Genomic DNA, 15,118 nt, shown 5'->3' on the forward strand with positions numbered 1-15,118 from the left:
GCGGGCCGGCCTTCAGTCGTTCCAGCCCTGCGGCCGTTTGGCGGCCTGCTGTTCGCGCTCCTGGGCCAACTGCTCCTCAAACTGCTGGCGGCCTTGCTTGGCGGTGGCAATCAGTTTGGCGCGGTCCTTGTGGTGCGGGTACATCTGCTCGAACAGCGCGATGTTGTGTTGCCGGAAACGCATCGCGTGCTGGCGCGCCACATGCGGTGGCTGGCCCAGCAATTCCAGCACCGTGCGGCCACTGCGCAGGCTGGACTCGAACAGCTCCCGTTCCACCCGGGTGATGCCGCGGTCGCGCAACGCGTTCCAGTGGGTCACGTCGCGGGCCCGGGCGACGATTTGCAGCTGCGGGAAATGCGTGCGGGCCAGGTCGATGATTTGCAGCGACTGGTCCACATCGTCCACCGCCACCACCAACACCCTGGCCGTGGCCGCGCCGGCGGTGCGCAACAGGTCCAAGCGGGTGGCGTCGCCGTAGAACACCTGGGAGCCGAACACCCGGGCGGCTTCCACCATCTCGGCGTCGTGGTCCAGCACCGTGGCCGGGTGGCCTTGTGACCACAGCATGCGGCCGACGATCTGGCCGTAGCGGCCAAAGCCGGCAATGATGACCGGCGCGTCCTGTGGCTGGTCGATCTCGGCCATGGTGGGTCCTTTGGCGCTGGCAAAGCGCGGCAGCAGCCATTTGTCCACCGCCACCAGCACCAGCGGGCTCAGCAGCATGGACACCGCCACCGCGCCAATCAGCAGCGAGGCCGTCTCGGCGGCAAACACCTGCGCGCCGGCCGCGGCCTGGAACACCACAAAGGCGAACTCGCCGCCCTGGGCCAGCAGCAGCGTGAACACCGGCCGCTCCTGCGCCGGCAGGCCCATGGCACGGGCCAGTGCCCAGATCACCAGCGCCTTGACCGCCAAAAAGCCCAGCACCACCAGCGCCATCACACCCGGCGAGGCCAGCAGCACACCGAAGTCGATGCTCATGCCCACCGCGATGAAAAACAGCCCCAGCAGCAGGCCCTTGAAAGGCTCGATGTCGGTTTCCAGCTCGCGCCGGTACTCGCTCTCGGCCAGCAGCACGCCGGCCAGAAAAGCGCCCAGCGCCATCGACAGGCCCACCCACTGCATCAGCGCGGCAATCGCCACCACCAGCAGCAAGGCGGCGGCGGTGAAGACCTCGGGCGTCTTGCTGCGTGCGATCCAGCCCAGCAGCGGCCGCACCAGCAGCCGGCCACCGAGCACGATGCCGGCAATCACCGCCACGATCTTGGCCGCCTCCAGCCAGCGGCTGGCGCCCGCCACCGCCTCGTTGGCCTCGGCCGCACCGCCCAGCAGCGGCAGCAGCGCCAGAATGGGGATGGCCGCCACGTCCTGGAACAGCAGGATGGAAAAGCCGGCCTGGCCGCTGCCGGTGGGCAGCAGGTGGCGCTCGTCCATCACCTGCAAGGCAATGGCGGTGGATGACAGTGCCAGTCCCAGTGCCGCCACCAGGCTCACTCGCCAGGGCACCCCCGCCACCCAGGCCACCGCAAACAGCAGCGCCGCGCAGCCCAGTACCTGGGCGCTGCCCCAGCCGAAGATGGGCCGGCGCAGCAGCCACAGCCGGCGCGGCTCCAGCTCCATGCCCACCATGAACAGCATCAGCACCACGCCGAATTCGGCGAAATGCAGGATGTCCTGCACATTGCTCACCAGCCCCAGTCCCCAGGGCCCGATGGCGATGCCGGCCACCAGGTAGCCGATGATGGCGCCCAGGCCCAGGGCTTTGGACAGCGGCACCGCGATGACGGCGGCGCTCAGGTAGATCAGGCTGTTGGTCAGCCAGGACGGTGCATGTTCGGTCATGGCGCCCCCAAGCGTGCCGCGGCGTTCTGCACTGCATCGGTCTCACGCACCTCTTGCGTCGGCCGGGCCGAAGCCGGCACCTCGCACAGCGGACAGGCCTCCAGTTCGTCCATCTCCGGCCAATGGGGGTGGCTTTGCAACCGCTCGGCAAAGGTGGCCACATGGTCGGCCACCGTCGCGTTGTCGACGTCGTGTGCGCCGTGCAGCACCAGGGGCGGCAGGAAGCGCAGGCCACACAGTGCGGCGGTTTGTTCGTAGGGCGGCAAAAAGGCGTCGAAGAAATAGCGGTTGTAGCCCTGCGGGTGGTAGGAGGCCTCCGGCCCGCCGGTGGTGGTCACCAGCCACAGGTCTTTGCCGCGCAGCGCGCTGCCAGCCTCGCCATAGGCCCAGCCATAGGTCAGCACCTCGTCCACCCACAGCTTGAGCAGCGCCGGCATGGCGTACCACTGCAGTGGGTGCAGCAGCACGATCAGTTCGGCCCGGGCCAGCCGGGCCTGCTCGGTGGCCACGTCGATGTGGTAATCGGGGTAGCTGCCGTAGAGGTCGAGCAACTCCACCTGAGGCAGGGCCAGGGCGGCGTCGCGCAGCCGGCGATTGACGCGCGAGTGCTGCCAGTTGGGGTGGGCGGCCACCACACAAATGCGGGTTGGCGGCAGGGCTTCGGGGGCTGTTGGCGCGGGTTCCATGCCGCTAACATAGCAGGAAGACACGGCCGCAAAGCGGCGGGCCGGTCCGGCCGCCCCATTTGCCATCCCAGCCCCACCCCAGGCGACGCCAGATCGCCCCCACGAGGAGCCTCTGCCATGCCCGTTGTTGTTGTTGCCAATCCCAAAGGGGGTGTCGGCAAGTCCACCTTGTCGACCCACATCGCCGGCTACTTTGCCGCCCGGGGGCATGCGGTGATGCTGGGCGATGTGGACCGCCAGCAGTCGTCCCGGCTGTGGCTGGGCCTGCGGCCGCCGGCGGCCCGGCCAATCGCGGCCTGGAACGTCACCCCCGACCTGATCGTCAAGCCGCCCCGGGGCACGACCCATGTGGTGCTGGACACGCCCGGCGGCCTGAACGGCTGGCGCTTCAACGACGTGCTCAAACTGGCCAACAAGCTCATCGTGCCGCTGCAGCCCAGCGTGTTTGACATCTTCGCCACCCGCGACTTCCTCGACCAGTTGGCCAGCAACCGCCAGGCCGGCGGGGTGGAGGTGGGCATCGTCGGCATGCGGGTCGACGACCGCACCATCGCCGCCGACAAGCTGCGCAGCTTTGTCGAGACCCTGGGCCTGCCGGTGCTGGGCTATCTGCGTGACACCCAGAACTACGTGCACCTGGCGGCCCGTGGCCTGACGGTGTTTGACGTGTCGGCCGCCCGCGTGCAGCGCGACCTCGACCAGTGGCAGGGCATTTGCGACTGGCTGGACCGCTGATCGCGCCCATGCGCCACATCGCTTCGTTCTCCGAGCTGCCCGCCCTGGTGGGCCAGCAAGTGGCCGTCAGCCCCTGGGTCACCGTCACCCAGGAACAGGTGAACCGGTTCGCCGAGGCCACCGGCGACCACCAGTGGATCCACGTCGACGTGGACCGGGCCAGCGCCGGGCCTTTTGGTGCGCCGATCGCCCATGGCTTTCTGACGCTGTCGCTGCTGCCGCGTTTCTTCGAGACGGCGCTGAGCCTGGACGGCTCCAGCCTGGGGGTGAACTACGGCCTGAACAAGGTCAGGTTCACCGCGCCGGTGCCGGTGGGCAGCCGGCTGCGCGGCCGGCTGACGCTGCTGGCCTGCGAGCCCATTGTCGATGCCGGCATGCAGCTCACCTGGCAGGTTCTGGTGGAGCGCGAGGGCAGCGACAAGCCGGTCTGCATCGCCGAGTCGCTGGTGCGGCGCTACCCCTGAGGCGGGGGGGCTTCGGTAGAGGACCGGTCGGCAAAACCCTGCTGGCGCCAGGCCTCGAACACCACCACCGCCACCGCGTTCGACAGATTCAGGCTGCGCTGACCGGCCCGCATGGCCAGCCGCAGCCGCTGCCCGGGGGCGAATCGCTCGCGCAATTCGGGCGCCAGGCCGCGGGTTTCCGAGCCGAACACCAGCCAGTCGCCGGCGGCAAAGCGGGTGTCGTGCACCCCCACAGTGCCTTTGGTGGTCAGCGCAAACATCCGCGCCGGGTCGGGCCGTTCGCTGGCCAGCAGCGCTTCCCAGCTGGCGTGGCGCTTCAATTCCGCGTACTCGTGGTAATCCAGACCGGCGCGCCGCAGCAGCTTGTCGTCCATGGAGAAGCCCAGCGGCTCCACCAGGTGCAGGGTGCAGCCGGTGTTGGCCGCCAGGCGGATCACGTTGCCGGTGTTGGGCGGGATTTCGGGCTGGACAAGGACGATGTGAAACATGGGCCTGCATTGTCGGTGCTGGCGACCCGCGTCAGCCGGGGTCGGGCGTGCGCGCCACCACCAGCGCCGTGACATGGGCCGCGCCGGCCGCCCGCAGCACCCGGGCCGCGGCGTGCAAAGAGGCGCCGCTGGTCATCACGTCGTCCACCAGCAGCACCGCCGCGCCCCGCAGGCGATGGCTGGCCAGCGGGTCGACCGCAAACACCCCCTGCACGTTGGCCAGCCGCTCTGCACGGCTCAGGTCGCTTTGCGGCGGGCGGTGGCGGGGCCGCAGCAGCAGCCGGGGTTGCAGCTTGGGGCTGGGCAGGCGCCGGGCCAGCTCCAGTGCCTGGTTGAAGCCGCGCTCACGCAGGCGTTCGGGCGACAAGGGCAGGGGCAGCACCAGGTCGGCGCCGGCCAGGGCCGCGTCCACCCCGGTGGCGGTGGCCAGGGTGCGGGCCAGCAGCCCGGCCAGCCCGGTGTCGCCCTGGAACTTGAAACGGGCCAGCAGGCCGGCCCAGGGGTAGGCGTAGTCCACCGCGGCCAGGCAGGCGTCCAGCGGCGGTGGCCTGGACAAACAGGCGCCGCAGCAGGCCACGCCGTCGGGCACCGGCAGCGCGCAGCGGCCGCAGCGCGCGCCCCGCGGGCTGAACCGGCCCTGGCAGGGCACACACAGCGGCCGGGCCGGCCAGCGCCCGCAGGCCAGGCACTGGCTGCTCAGATTCCGGGTCAGGGCGCCGAACATCGGGCCAATATACTCGCCGCACCGTGAGCACCAGCCGTCCCCCCAGCATCGCCCCGCAGGCCGCCGCCCGCTGGGACACCCACCCCTTGAGCGCCTCGCCCTGGTTGCACGAAGAGGTGGCCCGGCGCATGGACGAGCGGCTGGAATGGATCAAGCTGCAGCCCCAGACCTGGTTGCATTGGCGGCCGCTGGCGGGCGGGCTGGCGGGCCACAACCGGGTGGCCCGCCGTTACCCCCGCGCCGTGCCCCACCTGGCCGAGGCCAGCCCATGGCGTGAGCAACGGGTGCGCGAAGCACTCCAGCAGCCCTGGTGGACGGCCGCCCGCTGGCGCCAGCCCCGCCCGGTGTGGGGGCCGCCGGCGCCCGGGGCGGTGGACATGGTCTGGGCCAACATGGCTTTGCACACCAGCGCCGACCCCCAGGGCCTGATCGCCACCTGGCACCGGGCGCTGGCCACCGATGGTTTTCTGATGTTGTCCTGCCTGGGGCCGGATTCACTGAGCGAGCTGCGCCAGCTGTACGCCAGCCTGGGCTGGCCGGCACCCTGCCATGTTTTCACCGACATGCACGATTGGGGCGACATGCTGGTGGGCGCCGGTTTTGCCGAGCCGGTGATGGACATGGAGCGGATCACACTGACCTATGCCAGTCCCGAGCGGCTGCTGGCCGATTTGCGCGGTCTGGGGCGCAACCTGCATGTGGGTCGCCATCCGACGTTGCGCAGCCGCGCCTGGGGCCAGCGGCTGGCCGAGGCGGTGGCCCGCGACTGGCCGCATGTGACCGCCGACGGCCAGCTGGCGCTGAGCTTCGAGGTGATTTACGGTCATGCGCTGCGGCCGGCGCCCAGGGCCGGGTTGAAGCCCGAGACGGCCATTGCGCTGGACGACATGCGGGCACTGTTGCGCCAAGCACAAAAGCCGAGCTGAATGCTCGGCCTCGCCGGCTTTGGCGGGCCGGATGGCGGGTCAACAGCGGCTACAATGGCGGTCGCCGTTGAAATGGGTATTTTCCCGTAACAGCCGACGGATTCAGCAGACGCTGGAATCGTTCAGTGAGTGCACGCCTGTGTCGAACCCTGTGTTCCGCTTTGCCACCGTCTCCGCGCAGGGGATGCAGTGGTATCTGAAGCGCAATTGCTCGGTCACACCATCGCAGCTGGCCCTGATGTTTGCCTCCCTGTGCATGGTGTCCATCGGGATCGCCGTGTACTTCTGGGTGCAGGGGGCGGTCTTTGTGATGCCTTTTGCACTGGCCGAGCTGCTGATGGTGGGTGGGGCGTTCGTGGTCTACGGGCGCCATGCGACCGACGGTGAAAAAATTTGGCTGCGGGGCGCGCAACTGGTTGTGGAACTGGAGCGCGCCGGGCGGCTGGAGCGTGCCGAGTTCAACCGCGAGTGGGTTCGCATCGAACCCAAGAGCGGAGACCGGTCGCTGATCGAGGTGTCCGGCAATGGCCGCCGGGTGGAAATCGGTCGCTTTGTGCGGCCGGAGTTGCGGCCTGTGCTGGCGAGGGAGTTGCGGCAGGCGTTGCGTGGCGTGTGAGCCGGGCGCAGGTGGCAAACACCACGAGACAAGGTTTAGGTTTTAAAAGGCAATTTGAAGTGAACACGATGAGCAGCATCCAGACACGGGGAATTTCGATCAGCGACAACTGGGCGCGCCTGTCCGCCTTCGTTGCCGCCTGGGCCACCACCGCCGCCTACGCGGTCAATGACCTGCCGGGCGGCCCGGCTGTGCATCAGCTCAACCTGCACCCGCCGGTTACCAAGATCGCCGAAGAGCAGGCTTGGCTGCACTGGTTCATGCTGATCATCTGCACGGTGATTTTTGTTGGCGTGTTCGGTGTGATGTTTTATTCCATCTGGAAGCACCGCAAGTCGCTGGGCCACAAGCCGGCCAACTTCCATGAGTCGGTGGCGGTGGAAATCGCGTGGACTGTGGTGCCCTTCGTCATCGTGATTTTGATGGCGCTGCCAGCCACCAAGGTGTTGGTGGCGTCCAAAGACACCACCAACGCCGACCTGACCATCAAGGCCACCGGTTACCAGTGGAAATGGGGCTACGAATACCTGAAGGGCGAGGGTGAAGGCATCAACTTCATCGCCACGCTGGACAACGACCAACGCGTCATGTCCAACAACGGCGGCCCCAAGGCCGGCGAGCAGATCGACAACTACCTCTTGAAGGTCGACAACCCGCTGGTGGTGCCCGTCAACAAGAAGGTGCGCATCATCACCACCGCCAACGACGTGATCCACGCCTGGATGGTGCCGGCGTTCGGCGTCAAGCAGGATGCGATTCCCGGCTTTGTGCGTGACACCTGGTTCCGTGCCGAGAAGGTTGGTGACTACTACGGCCAGTGCGCCGAGCTGTGCGGCAAAGAGCACGCCTACATGCCCATCCACGTGAAGGTGGTGTCGGCCGAAGACTACGCCCAGTGGGCGGCGGTCGAGCAGAAGAAGCTGGCGGCCAAGGCCGATGACCCGGCCAAGGTCTGGGCCCTGGACGACATCGTCAAGCGCGGTGAAAAAGTTTACGCCGCCAACTGTGCCGCCTGCCACCAGGCCAACGGCAAGGGCGCGGGTCCGATCAAGCCGCTGGACGGCGCGGCCGTGGTGCTCGACGCCGACAAGACCAAGCAAATCATGGTGCTGCTGAACGGCCAGAACAATGGTGCGATGCCAGCTTGGAAGCAGCTCAGCGACACCGACATCGCTGCTGTGATCAGCTACACCAAGAACAACTGGTCGAACAAGACCGGTCAGGTGGTTCAGCCCGCTGACGTTCAGGCCGCGCGCAAATAAGCCCGCAGCCACCCCAGATTCAAAGCATTGAGAAGGAAATCAAGATGAGCGCAGTTCTTGACCATCATGACCACGCGCATGACGATCACCACGATCACCATGCACCGACTGGCTGGCGTCGTTGGGTGCTGGCCACCAACCACAAGGACATCGGCACGCTGTACCTGCTGTTCAGCTTTGCCATGTTCATGTTCGGTGGCGTGCTGGCCCTGGGCATCCGTGCCGAGCTGTTCCAGCCCGGCCTGCAACTGGTGAACCCTGAACTGTTCAACCAGCTCACCACCATGCACGGCCTGATCATGGTGTTCGGCGCCATCATGCCGGCCTTCGTGGGTTTCGCGAACTGGATGATTCCGCTGCAGATCGGCGCCAGCGACATGGCCTTCGCACGGATGAACAACTTCAGCTTCTGGTTGCTGATTCCGGCCGCCATCATGCTGGCGTCGTCGTTCTTCATGCCTGGCGGCGCACCCGCCGGCGGCTGGACGATTTACGCGCCGCTGTCGCTGCAAATGGGCCCGTCCATGGACGCCGGCATCTTCGCGCTGCACATCCTCGGCGCCTCGTCCATCATGGGTTCGATCAACATCATCGTGACCATTCTGAACATGCGTGCCCCTGGCATGACGCTGATGAAGATGCCGATGTTCGCCTGGACCTGGCTGATCACCGCCTACCTGCTGATCGCCGTGATGCCTGTGCTGGCCGGTGCCATCACCATGACGCTGACCGACCGCCATTTCGGCACCACCTTCTTCAACCCGGCTGGTGGTGGTGACCCCATCATGTTCCAGCACATCTTCTGGTTCTTCGGTCACCCCGAGGTGTACATCATGATCTTGCCGGCCTTCGGCATCGTCAGCCAGATCGTGCCCGCCTTCTCGCGCAAGAAGCTGTTCGGCTACGCCTCCATGGTGTACGCCACCGCATCCATCGCCATCCTGTCCTTTGTGGTCTGGGCTCACCACATGTACACCACCGGTATGCCGGTGACTGGCCAGCTGTTCTTCATGTACGCCACGATGCTGATTTCGGTGCCCACCGGCGTGAAGGTGTTCAACTGGATCGCCACGATGTGGCGCGGCTCGATGACCTTCGAGACCCCGATGCTGTTTGCCGTTGGCTTCATCTTCGTGTTCACGCTGGGCGGTTTCACAGGCCTGATCCTGTCCATGGCCCCGATCGACCTGCAACTGCAGGACACCTACTACGTGGTGGCCCACTTCCACTACGTGCTGGTGGCCGGTTCGCTGTTCGCGATGTTCGCTGGCTTCTACTACTGGGTGCCCAAGTGGACCGGTGTGATGTACAACGAAACCCGCGGCAAGATCCACTTCTGGGCCTCGTTGATTTTCTTCAACATCACCTTCTTCCCGATGCACTTCCTGGGTCTGGCCGGCATGCCGCGTCGCTACGCCGACTACCCGCTGCAGTTCACCGACTTCAACATGGTGGCCTCGGTTGGTGCCTTTGGTTTCGGTCTGTCGCAGGTGTATTTCTTCCTGTTCATCATCCTGCCCTGCATGCAAGGCAAGGGTGAGAAGGCTGCCCAGCGTCCTTGGGAAGCGGCCGAAGGCCTGGAGTGGGAAGTGCCGTCGCCGGCCCCCTTCCACACCTTTGAAACCCCGCCCAAGCTGAACGCCAGCGCCACCAAGATCGTTGCCTGACCTGCGGGCCTGCCGTGACACCTGAACAAAAGAAGTCCAACCTGCGTTTGGGCATCATCCTGGCCTCGGTGGCCGTGGTGTTCCTGCTTGGCTTTTTTGCCAAGGTCGTCCTGCTGGGCCGCTGAAGCACACCATGGCCATGCGTCAGGAAAACTGGACGATGCTGCGCAAGCTGGCAGTGGTCGTGGTGGGCATGTTTGCCTTCGGTTATGCGCTGGTGCCGCTTTACAAAGCCATCTGCGAGTTCACCGGCATCAATGTGTTGGCCCTGGGCGAGCAGGAGGTGCCGGGTGTGCGTGGCAGCCTGCCCGCCAATTCGCAGGTGGACCTGAGCCGCACCATCACGGTGGAGTTCGATGCCAACGCCCGCGGTCCCTGGGAATTCAAACCGGCCGTGCGTTCGGTACAGGTCCACCCGGGCGAGTTGACGACGGTGATGTACGAGTTCCAGAACGTGCAAAACCGCCGCATGGCCGCCCAGGCCATTCCCAGTTACGCGCCGCGCCAGGCGATGGCGCATTTCAACAAGCTGGAATGCTTTTGCTTCAACCAGTACACGTTGGACCCGGGCGAGAAGAAGCAGTGGCCGGTGGCGTTTGTCATCGACCCCAAGCTGTCGAAAGACGTGAGCACCATCACGTTGTCGTACACCTTCTTTGAGGTCGGTGGTCAAACCCCGCCCGCGCCGGTGGCCGATGTGGCGCCGGCGGTGGTGCCAGCGAGGCCGGGTGCATGAGCGCGCACGACGATGCCGAGGTGTCGCCGTTGCAGCGCAAGGGCTCGGTGTGGCGCACGGTGAAAGCCGTGGCCTGGTCCTTTGTGGGTCTGCGGCGCGGCAGTGACTACCGTGAAGACATCAGCAAGCTGAACCCCTTGCACATCATTGCCGTGGGTTTGGTGGCGTGTTTTTTGTTTGTGATGGGCTTGATTGGCCTGGTCAACTGGGTGGTTCCCAAGTGAGACCGAACGGATTGATTGATTAAAAAGATTTGGAAACCAGGAGCTGACATGAGTTCGACATCCCACGCGGGCCAGGCCCCCTATTACTACGTTCCCGCGTCCTCGCGCCATCCGGTGCTGGCCTCGATCGGGCTGTTCTTCGTGTTCTTGGGCGCAGGCCAGTGGATCAACGGCAGCGGCTGGGGTCAGTACGCCGTTTACGGTGGTCTGGCTTGGTTGTTCGTCATCCTGTTCCAGTGGTTCCGTGACGCCATTGGCGAAAGCCAGTCCGGCCTGTACGGCCACAAGATCGGCCTGTCGTTCCGCTGGAGCATGAGCTGGTTCATCTTCTCGGAAGTGATGTTCTTCGGCGCCTTCTTCTCGGCCCTGTGGTGGGCCCGTGCCCACTCGGTGCCGGCCCTGGGCAGCCTGGACAACGCCTTGCTGTGGCCTGACTTCAAGGCCATCTGGCCCAGCAGTGCACTGGGTGTCACCGCATCGCCTGCCGGCATCATCGAGCCCTTCACCACGATGACGCCGTTCTGGCTGCCCACCATCAACACCGCGTTGCTGCTGAGCTCCGGCGTGACGCTGACCATTGCCCACCACGCCCTGCGTGAAAACCAGCGTGGCAAGACCATCGCCTTCATGTGGTTGACCGTGCTGCTGGGTGTGGTCTTCCTGTTTGTCCAGGGCTACGAGTACCACCACGCTTATGCCGAACTGAATCTGAAGCTGACCTCGGGCGTCTACGGCTCGACCTTCTTTATGCTGACGGGCTTCCACGGCTTCCACGTTTTTGTGGGCATGTTGATGCTGTTGTTCATCACGCTGCGTTTGATGAAGGGCCATTTCAGTGCCGACGAGCATTTCGGTTTTGAAGGCGCGGCCTGGTACTGGCACTTTGTGGACGTGGTCTGGCTGGGCCTGTACGTCCTGGTGTACTGGATGTAAAAAGCGTCCGCCAACAAAAAAAGCGCCGCAAGGCGCTTTTTTTGTTGTGGCCCAAGGCAGAGGGCTTGATGGGCCTGGGGCTGTTGGGTTCAGCTCATTGCAGGGGAATTCCGGTCGGCCGGATGTATCCAAGCTTCCAGGCAATCAGGATGCAGCAAAACAGCAGCACCGAAAAGCCAACCCGGAAGGCCAGGGCCCGGGCCATGTGGCTGGTTTTGGCCTTGCCACCCCGTCCGTCTTTCATCATGAAGAACAGCGCCGAGCCCAGGCTGGCAAGAATGGCGACAAACGCCGCAATGACCACGTATTTCATCGTCTGATTATCCCGTGTCTGCCACCCTTCGTTTCTGGACCGTGACTGTCGCCGCTGCACTGGCGGTGGCGGCCACGCTGTCGCTGGGCAACTGGCAGCTCAACCGCGCCGCTGAGAAGCTGGCTTTGCAGGCGGCCATCGATGCCCAGCAACAGCGGGAGCCCCTGGGCAATGCCGGCTTGCTGGCGGCCAGCAGCCGGGCGCCGCTGGTCCACCGCCAGGCCAGCCTGCACGGCGAGTGGCTGGCCGACCAGACGGTGTTTCTGGACAACCGGCAGATGGGCGGCAGGGTGGGGCTGTTCGTGCTCACCCCGCTGAAGCTGTCGGGCAGCGATGCGGTGTTGGTGGTGCAGCGCGGCTGGGCACCGCGCAATTTCCTCGACCGCACCCAGTTGCCCACCGTCCAGACACCCAAGGGGGAAGTCGAGGTGCGGGTGCGTCTGGCATTGCCCCCCTCCCGTTTGTACGACTTTCAGGGCGCCGATAATGGCGTCATTCGGCAGAACCTGGATTTGGTGAGTTTTGCCCGGGCCACCCGATTGCCCGTGTTCACCGACCTGAGTGCGCTGGAGTTGCCGGCCGCAGGTCGTTCCGGGCCAGCCCCCGATGGCTTGACGCGCGACTGGCCGGTGTTCAACGCCGCGGTCGACAAGCATTACGGGTACGCATTTCAATGGTTTGGCCTCAGTGCCTTGTTGGTGATCCTTTATGTCTGGTTCCAGTTCCTCCCCTTCCGCCGGGCCCGCCGCGGCTGACCAGCCCCTCGGTCTGACGGTGCATTCGCTGCCCACGCTGACTTCTGGCGACGCGGTGCAGCAGGCCCGCACCCAGTCCGGCCGTTGGAAGATGATCGCCGTGATGCTGGTCTGCGCCGCCCCGGTCATCGCCTCGTATTTCACCTACTACGTGCTGCGACCCACCGGTGGTACCCGAGCCTTTGGTGTGCTGATCGAGCCGCAGCGGCCCCTGCCCGACGCCGTGGCCCGGTCGCTGGACGACCAGCCCGTCAAGCTCAGCAGCCTGAAGGGGCAGTGGTTGCTGGTCAGTGTCGCGCCTGCGGCCTGCGACGAGGCCTGTGCGCAAAACCTGTACTGGCAGCGTCAGCTGCGGGAGTCGCTGGGCAAGGAGAAGGAGCGGCTGGACCGGGTCTGGCTGGTCACCGACAACGCCCCCATTCCCGACAAGCTGCGCGCCGCGCTCGACCAGTTCACCGTGCTGCGGTTGCCGGCCGCCGAGGTCGCGGCCTGGCTGGCACCGGCCGAGGGCCAGGCGCTGGCCGACCACCTCTACCTGGTCGACCCGATGGGCCACTGGATGATGCGTTTCCCGCCCGCGCTTGATCTGGCGTCGGCCGGCAAAGCCAAGCGCGACCTGGACCGGTTGCTGCGGGCGTCCAGCTCCTGGGACCTGCCGGGACGCCAGCCATGAGCTCGGTGGACAGCCTGTACGACCTGTCGCCGCTGGCGGCGCTGCTGGTCATTGGCGCGCTGGTGGCCCTGGGGCCGCTGCTGTGGGTGCTGTTGCGGCAGCGCCAGATGCCCCTGGCCCGCAAGCTGCAGGCGCTGACCCTGGTCACGCTGTTCCTCACTTTTGACCTGGTGTTGTTCGGCGCCTTCACCCGCCTCACCGATTCCGGCCTGGGTTGCCCGGACTGGCCCGGCTGTTATGGCAATGCCAGCCCGGTCGGTGCGGTGGCGCAAATCAGCGCCGCCCAGGCCGCCATGCCCACCGGCCCGGTGACCCATGGCAAGGCCTGGGTCGAGATGGTGCACCGCTACCTGGCCAGCGGCGTCGGTGGCCTGATCCTCACCATGACCCTGATGGCTTGGTGGGCCCGCTGGCGTGCGCCGGCTGGCCGCCCAGCCCCGGCGCTGAGCCCCTGGTGGCCCATGCTGACCCTGGTCTGGGTGTGTGTCCAGGGCGCTTTCGGCGCCCTGACGGTGACGATGAAGCTGTTCCCGGCCATCGTGACCCTGCACCTGATGGGTGGCCTGGTGCTGCTGGCCTTGCTGGCTGGCCAGGTGGTGCGCCAGCGTCAGACCCCCGCACTGCCTGTCAGTGCGGGCCTGCGCAGGGGGTTGCTGGCCTTGTTTGCGCTGCTGTGGCTGCAGGTGGCCCTGGGCGGATGGGTCAGCACCAATTACGCGGTGCTGGCCTGCACCGAGTTCCCGACCTGCCAGGCCAGCTGGTGGCCGGCGATGGATTTCCTGCAGGGTTTTGAGTTGTGGCGCCCGCTGGGCCAGACAGGTGCCGGCGAACACATCGGCTTTGCCGCGCTGACCGCCATCCACTACAGCCACCGCCTGCTGGCCTATGTGGTGCTGGCCGCCATGGCGCTGCTGGCCTGGCGTTTGTGGCGCACCCCTGGCCTGCACCGGCATGGCCAGTGGCTGGCCGCCCTGTGGGTCTGGCAGTTCGCCAGCGGGCTCAGCAACGTGGTGCTGGGCTGGCCCCTGGTGGCGGCCGTGGCCCACACCGGTGGCGCCGCCGCCATGGTGGTGGTGCTCACCCAGGCCTTGACCGCCAGCCGCAACGCCCAGGCCCTGCACACCGCAACGCTCAACCAACCGACTTCAGGAGTGCTGGCATGACCGCCGCCGAAACCGCGCCGGTGGCGCCTTTCACCCCGCCGCTGTGGCGGCAGTTCAACGCGCTGACCAAGCCGCGCGTCATCCAGCTGATCGTCTTCTGTGCCCTGATCGGCATGGTGCTGGCCGTGCCCGGTGTGCCCACACTGGCCCATGTGCTGCGGGCCGTGGTGGCCTGTCTGGGCATCTGGCTGGTGGCCGGTGCCGCCGCCGCCTTCAACTGCCTGGTGGAAAAAGGCATCGACGCCAAGATGAAGCGCACCGCCTGGCGGCCCACCGCCAAGGGCCAGCTCAGCGACCGCCAGGCGCTGGCGTTTTCCGCGCTGCTGGGGGCGGCGGGCTCGGCCATCTTGTACCTCTGGATCAACCCTTTGACGATGTGGCTGACCTTCGCCACGTTCGTGGGCTACGCGGTGGTCTACACCGTGATCCTGAAGCCGCTGACGCCGCAGAACATCGTCATCGGCGGCGCCTCGGGCGCGATGCCGCCAGTGCTGGGCTGGTCGGCCATGACCGGTGACGTGGGGCCGGAAGCGCTGATCCTGTTCCTGATCATCTTTTTGTGGACCCCACCGCATTTCTGGGCGCTGGCACTGTACCGGGTCGAGGACTACCGCAAGTCCGGTCTGCCCATGCTGCCGGTGACCCATGGCAACGAGTTCACCCGGCTGCAGGTGCTGCTCTACACCTTCATCCTGATGGCGGCCTGTTTGCTGCCCTTCATCTACGGCATGAGCGGCAAGCTCTACCTGGTGGTGGCGGTGCTGTTGAGCCTGGGTTTCTGTGCCTACGCCTGGGCCCTGTGGCGCAACTACTCCGACGCGCTGGCCCGCAAGACCTTCCGTTTTTCGCTGATCCATCTGTCGGTGCTGTTTGCCGCGCTGCTGATCGACCACTACCTGCTGTGAGCACCG

The 15,118-nt window shown here is 66.1% G+C and carries 19 protein-coding genes; 14 read left to right on the forward strand and 5 right to left on the reverse strand.

Annotation, left to right across the window (positions count from 1 at the left end):
- Positions 1–12: 12 nt before the first annotated feature.
- Complete coding sequence (kefC, locus tag AC4BAR_RS01645) at positions 13–1,842, reverse strand: glutathione-regulated potassium-efflux system protein KefC (protein ID WP_490626074.1); 1,830 nt, start codon at positions 1,840–1,842, stop codon at positions 13–15.
- Positions 1,839–2,528: a glutathione-regulated potassium-efflux system oxidoreductase KefF gene (gene kefF / locus AC4BAR_RS01650; protein WP_490626075.1), complete on the reverse strand. Its 690-nt coding sequence runs from the start codon at positions 2,526–2,528 to the stop codon at positions 1,839–1,841. Before kefF ends, kefC begins: the two co-directional genes overlap by 4 nt.
- 117 nt (positions 2,529–2,645) lie before the next feature.
- On the opposite strand from kefF, the gene AC4BAR_RS01655 reads away from it, so the two are divergent.
- Entirely contained in the window at positions 2,646–3,263 is a 618-nt protein-coding gene (locus AC4BAR_RS01655; RefSeq protein WP_490626076.1) for a nucleotide-binding protein, read from the forward strand.
- An 8-nt stretch (positions 3,264–3,271) separates the two neighbouring features.
- Positions 3,272–3,727 (forward strand): MaoC family dehydratase, encoded by a 456-nt coding sequence (locus AC4BAR_RS01660; protein WP_490626077.1) that lies wholly within the window; start codon positions 3,272–3,274, stop codon positions 3,725–3,727.
- On the opposite strand, the gene trmL is transcribed toward AC4BAR_RS01660, so the two are convergent.
- Together trmL and AC4BAR_RS01670 are read right to left on the reverse strand one after the other, a co-directional pair.
- A complete protein-coding gene (trmL, locus tag AC4BAR_RS01665; RefSeq protein WP_490626078.1) occupies positions 3,718–4,215 on the reverse strand; it encodes a tRNA (uridine(34)/cytosine(34)/5-carboxymethylaminomethyluridine(34)-2'-O)-methyltransferase TrmL in 498 nt (165 codons plus the stop codon). The two genes, AC4BAR_RS01660 and trmL, sit on opposite strands and share 10 nt — an antisense overlap.
- A gap of 31 nt (positions 4,216–4,246) precedes the next feature.
- Entirely contained in the window at positions 4,247–4,939 is a 693-nt protein-coding gene (locus tag AC4BAR_RS01670) for a phosphoribosyltransferase family protein (RefSeq protein WP_490626079.1), read from the reverse strand.
- Positions 4,940–4,962: 23 nt separating this feature from the next.
- On the opposite strand from AC4BAR_RS01670, the gene AC4BAR_RS01675 reads away from it, so the two are divergent.
- From AC4BAR_RS01675 to AC4BAR_RS01710, 8 genes are all read left to right on the forward strand, one after another.
- Positions 4,963–5,865 (forward strand): biotin synthase, encoded by a 903-nt coding sequence (locus AC4BAR_RS01675; protein WP_490626080.1) that lies wholly within the window; start codon positions 4,963–4,965, stop codon positions 5,863–5,865.
- Between the two features lie 139 nt (positions 5,866–6,004).
- Complete coding sequence (locus AC4BAR_RS01680) at positions 6,005–6,481, forward strand: DUF2244 domain-containing protein (RefSeq protein WP_490627171.1); 477 nt, start codon at positions 6,005–6,007, stop codon at positions 6,479–6,481.
- Between the two features lie 68 nt (positions 6,482–6,549).
- Positions 6,550–7,743, forward strand: a complete 1,194-nt coding sequence (coxB, locus tag AC4BAR_RS01685) for a cytochrome c oxidase subunit II (protein WP_490626081.1) — start codon at positions 6,550–6,552, stop codon at positions 7,741–7,743.
- 44 nt (positions 7,744–7,787) lie between these two features.
- The gene (gene ctaD, locus AC4BAR_RS01690) at positions 7,788–9,410 is read left to right on the forward strand and encodes a cytochrome c oxidase subunit I (protein WP_490626082.1); all 1,623 of its coding nucleotides are present in this window, start codon (positions 7,788–7,790) and stop codon (positions 9,408–9,410) included.
- A gap of 14 nt (positions 9,411–9,424) precedes the next feature.
- Positions 9,425–9,535, forward strand: coding sequence for a cytochrome oxidase small assembly protein (locus AC4BAR_RS01695; RefSeq protein ID WP_490626083.1), 111 nt, complete (start codon positions 9,425–9,427; stop codon positions 9,533–9,535).
- An 8-nt stretch (positions 9,536–9,543) separates the two neighbouring features.
- Positions 9,544–10,146, forward strand: coding sequence for a cytochrome c oxidase assembly protein (locus AC4BAR_RS01700; protein WP_490626084.1), 603 nt, complete (start codon positions 9,544–9,546; stop codon positions 10,144–10,146).
- On the forward strand, positions 10,143–10,370 hold the full coding sequence (locus AC4BAR_RS01705; RefSeq protein ID WP_490626085.1) for a DUF2970 domain-containing protein: 228 nt from the start codon (positions 10,143–10,145) through the stop codon (positions 10,368–10,370). Before AC4BAR_RS01700 ends, AC4BAR_RS01705 begins: the two co-directional genes overlap by 4 nt.
- Positions 10,371–10,418: 48 nt before the next feature.
- Positions 10,419–11,303 carry a cytochrome c oxidase subunit 3 gene (locus tag AC4BAR_RS01710; protein WP_490626086.1) on the forward strand — a complete coding sequence of 295 codons (885 nt, stop codon included), beginning with the start codon at positions 10,419–10,421 and terminating at the stop codon, positions 11,301–11,303.
- 94 nt (positions 11,304–11,397) lie between these two features.
- Here AC4BAR_RS01710 and AC4BAR_RS01715 read toward each other — a convergent pair whose 3' ends face one another.
- Positions 11,398–11,616: a twin transmembrane helix small protein gene (locus AC4BAR_RS01715; protein WP_490626087.1), complete on the reverse strand. Its 219-nt coding sequence runs from the start codon at positions 11,614–11,616 to the stop codon at positions 11,398–11,400.
- A gap of 14 nt (positions 11,617–11,630) precedes the next feature.
- Between AC4BAR_RS01715 and AC4BAR_RS01720 the strand changes: the two genes are divergently transcribed.
- The 4 genes from AC4BAR_RS01720 to cyoE are packed head-to-tail and all read left to right on the forward strand — an operon-like array spanning position 11,631 to position 15,112.
- Positions 11,631–12,371 (forward strand): SURF1 family protein, encoded by a 741-nt coding sequence (locus AC4BAR_RS01720; protein WP_490626088.1) that lies wholly within the window; start codon positions 11,631–11,633, stop codon positions 12,369–12,371.
- Positions 12,325–13,044, forward strand: a complete 720-nt coding sequence (locus AC4BAR_RS01725; RefSeq protein WP_490626089.1) for an SCO family protein — start codon at positions 12,325–12,327, stop codon at positions 13,042–13,044. Before AC4BAR_RS01720 ends, AC4BAR_RS01725 begins: the two co-directional genes overlap by 47 nt.
- Positions 13,041–14,207, forward strand: coding sequence for a COX15/CtaA family protein (locus AC4BAR_RS01730; RefSeq protein ID WP_490626090.1), 1,167 nt, complete (start codon positions 13,041–13,043; stop codon positions 14,205–14,207). Before AC4BAR_RS01725 ends, AC4BAR_RS01730 begins: the two co-directional genes overlap by 4 nt.
- On the forward strand, positions 14,204–15,112 hold the full coding sequence (gene cyoE / locus AC4BAR_RS01735) for a heme o synthase (RefSeq protein ID WP_490626091.1): 909 nt from the start codon (positions 14,204–14,206) through the stop codon (positions 15,110–15,112). The genes AC4BAR_RS01730 and cyoE overlap by 4 nt, the downstream gene beginning before the upstream one ends.
- Positions 15,113–15,118 lie beyond the last annotated feature (6 nt).

This window comes from Rhodoferax sp. SPJ4 (assembly GCF_058216275.1).

Bases quoted from the DNA above. Each gene is read 5' to 3' on its own strand.
- AC4BAR_RS01655 (WP_490626076.1), top strand. From the start codon at position 2,646: ATGCCCGTTGTTGTTGTTGCCAATCCCAAAGGGGGTGTCGGCAAGTCC.
- AC4BAR_RS01710 (WP_490626086.1), top strand. From the start codon at position 10,419: ATGAGTTCGACATCCCACGCGGGCCAGGCCCCCTATTACTACGTTCCC.
- kefF (WP_490626075.1), bottom strand. From the start codon at position 2,528: ATGGAACCCGCGCCAACAGCCCCCGAAGCCCTGCCGCCAACCCGCATT.
- AC4BAR_RS01730 (WP_490626090.1), top strand. From the start codon at position 13,041: ATGAGCTCGGTGGACAGCCTGTACGACCTGTCGCCGCTGGCGGCGCTG.
- AC4BAR_RS01670 (WP_490626079.1), bottom strand. From the start codon at position 4,939: ATGTTCGGCGCCCTGACCCGGAATCTGAGCAGCCAGTGCCTGGCCTGC.
- cyoE (WP_490626091.1), top strand. From the start codon at position 14,204: ATGACCGCCGCCGAAACCGCGCCGGTGGCGCCTTTCACCCCGCCGCTG.
- AC4BAR_RS01660 (WP_490626077.1), top strand. From the start codon at position 3,272: ATGCGCCACATCGCTTCGTTCTCCGAGCTGCCCGCCCTGGTGGGCCAG.
- AC4BAR_RS01700 (WP_490626084.1), top strand. From the start codon at position 9,544: ATGGCCATGCGTCAGGAAAACTGGACGATGCTGCGCAAGCTGGCAGTG.
- coxB (WP_490626081.1), top strand. From the start codon at position 6,550: ATGAGCAGCATCCAGACACGGGGAATTTCGATCAGCGACAACTGGGCG.
- AC4BAR_RS01705 (WP_490626085.1), top strand. From the start codon at position 10,143: ATGAGCGCGCACGACGATGCCGAGGTGTCGCCGTTGCAGCGCAAGGGC.
- ctaD (WP_490626082.1), top strand. From the start codon at position 7,788: ATGAGCGCAGTTCTTGACCATCATGACCACGCGCATGACGATCACCAC.
- kefC (WP_490626074.1), bottom strand. From the start codon at position 1,842: ATGACCGAACATGCACCGTCCTGGCTGACCAACAGCCTGATCTACCTG.
- AC4BAR_RS01715 (WP_490626087.1), bottom strand. From the start codon at position 11,616: ATGAAATACGTGGTCATTGCGGCGTTTGTCGCCATTCTTGCCAGCCTG.
- AC4BAR_RS01725 (WP_490626089.1), top strand. From the start codon at position 12,325: ATGTCTGGTTCCAGTTCCTCCCCTTCCGCCGGGCCCGCCGCGGCTGAC.
- trmL (WP_490626078.1), bottom strand. From the start codon at position 4,215: ATGTTTCACATCGTCCTTGTCCAGCCCGAAATCCCGCCCAACACCGGC.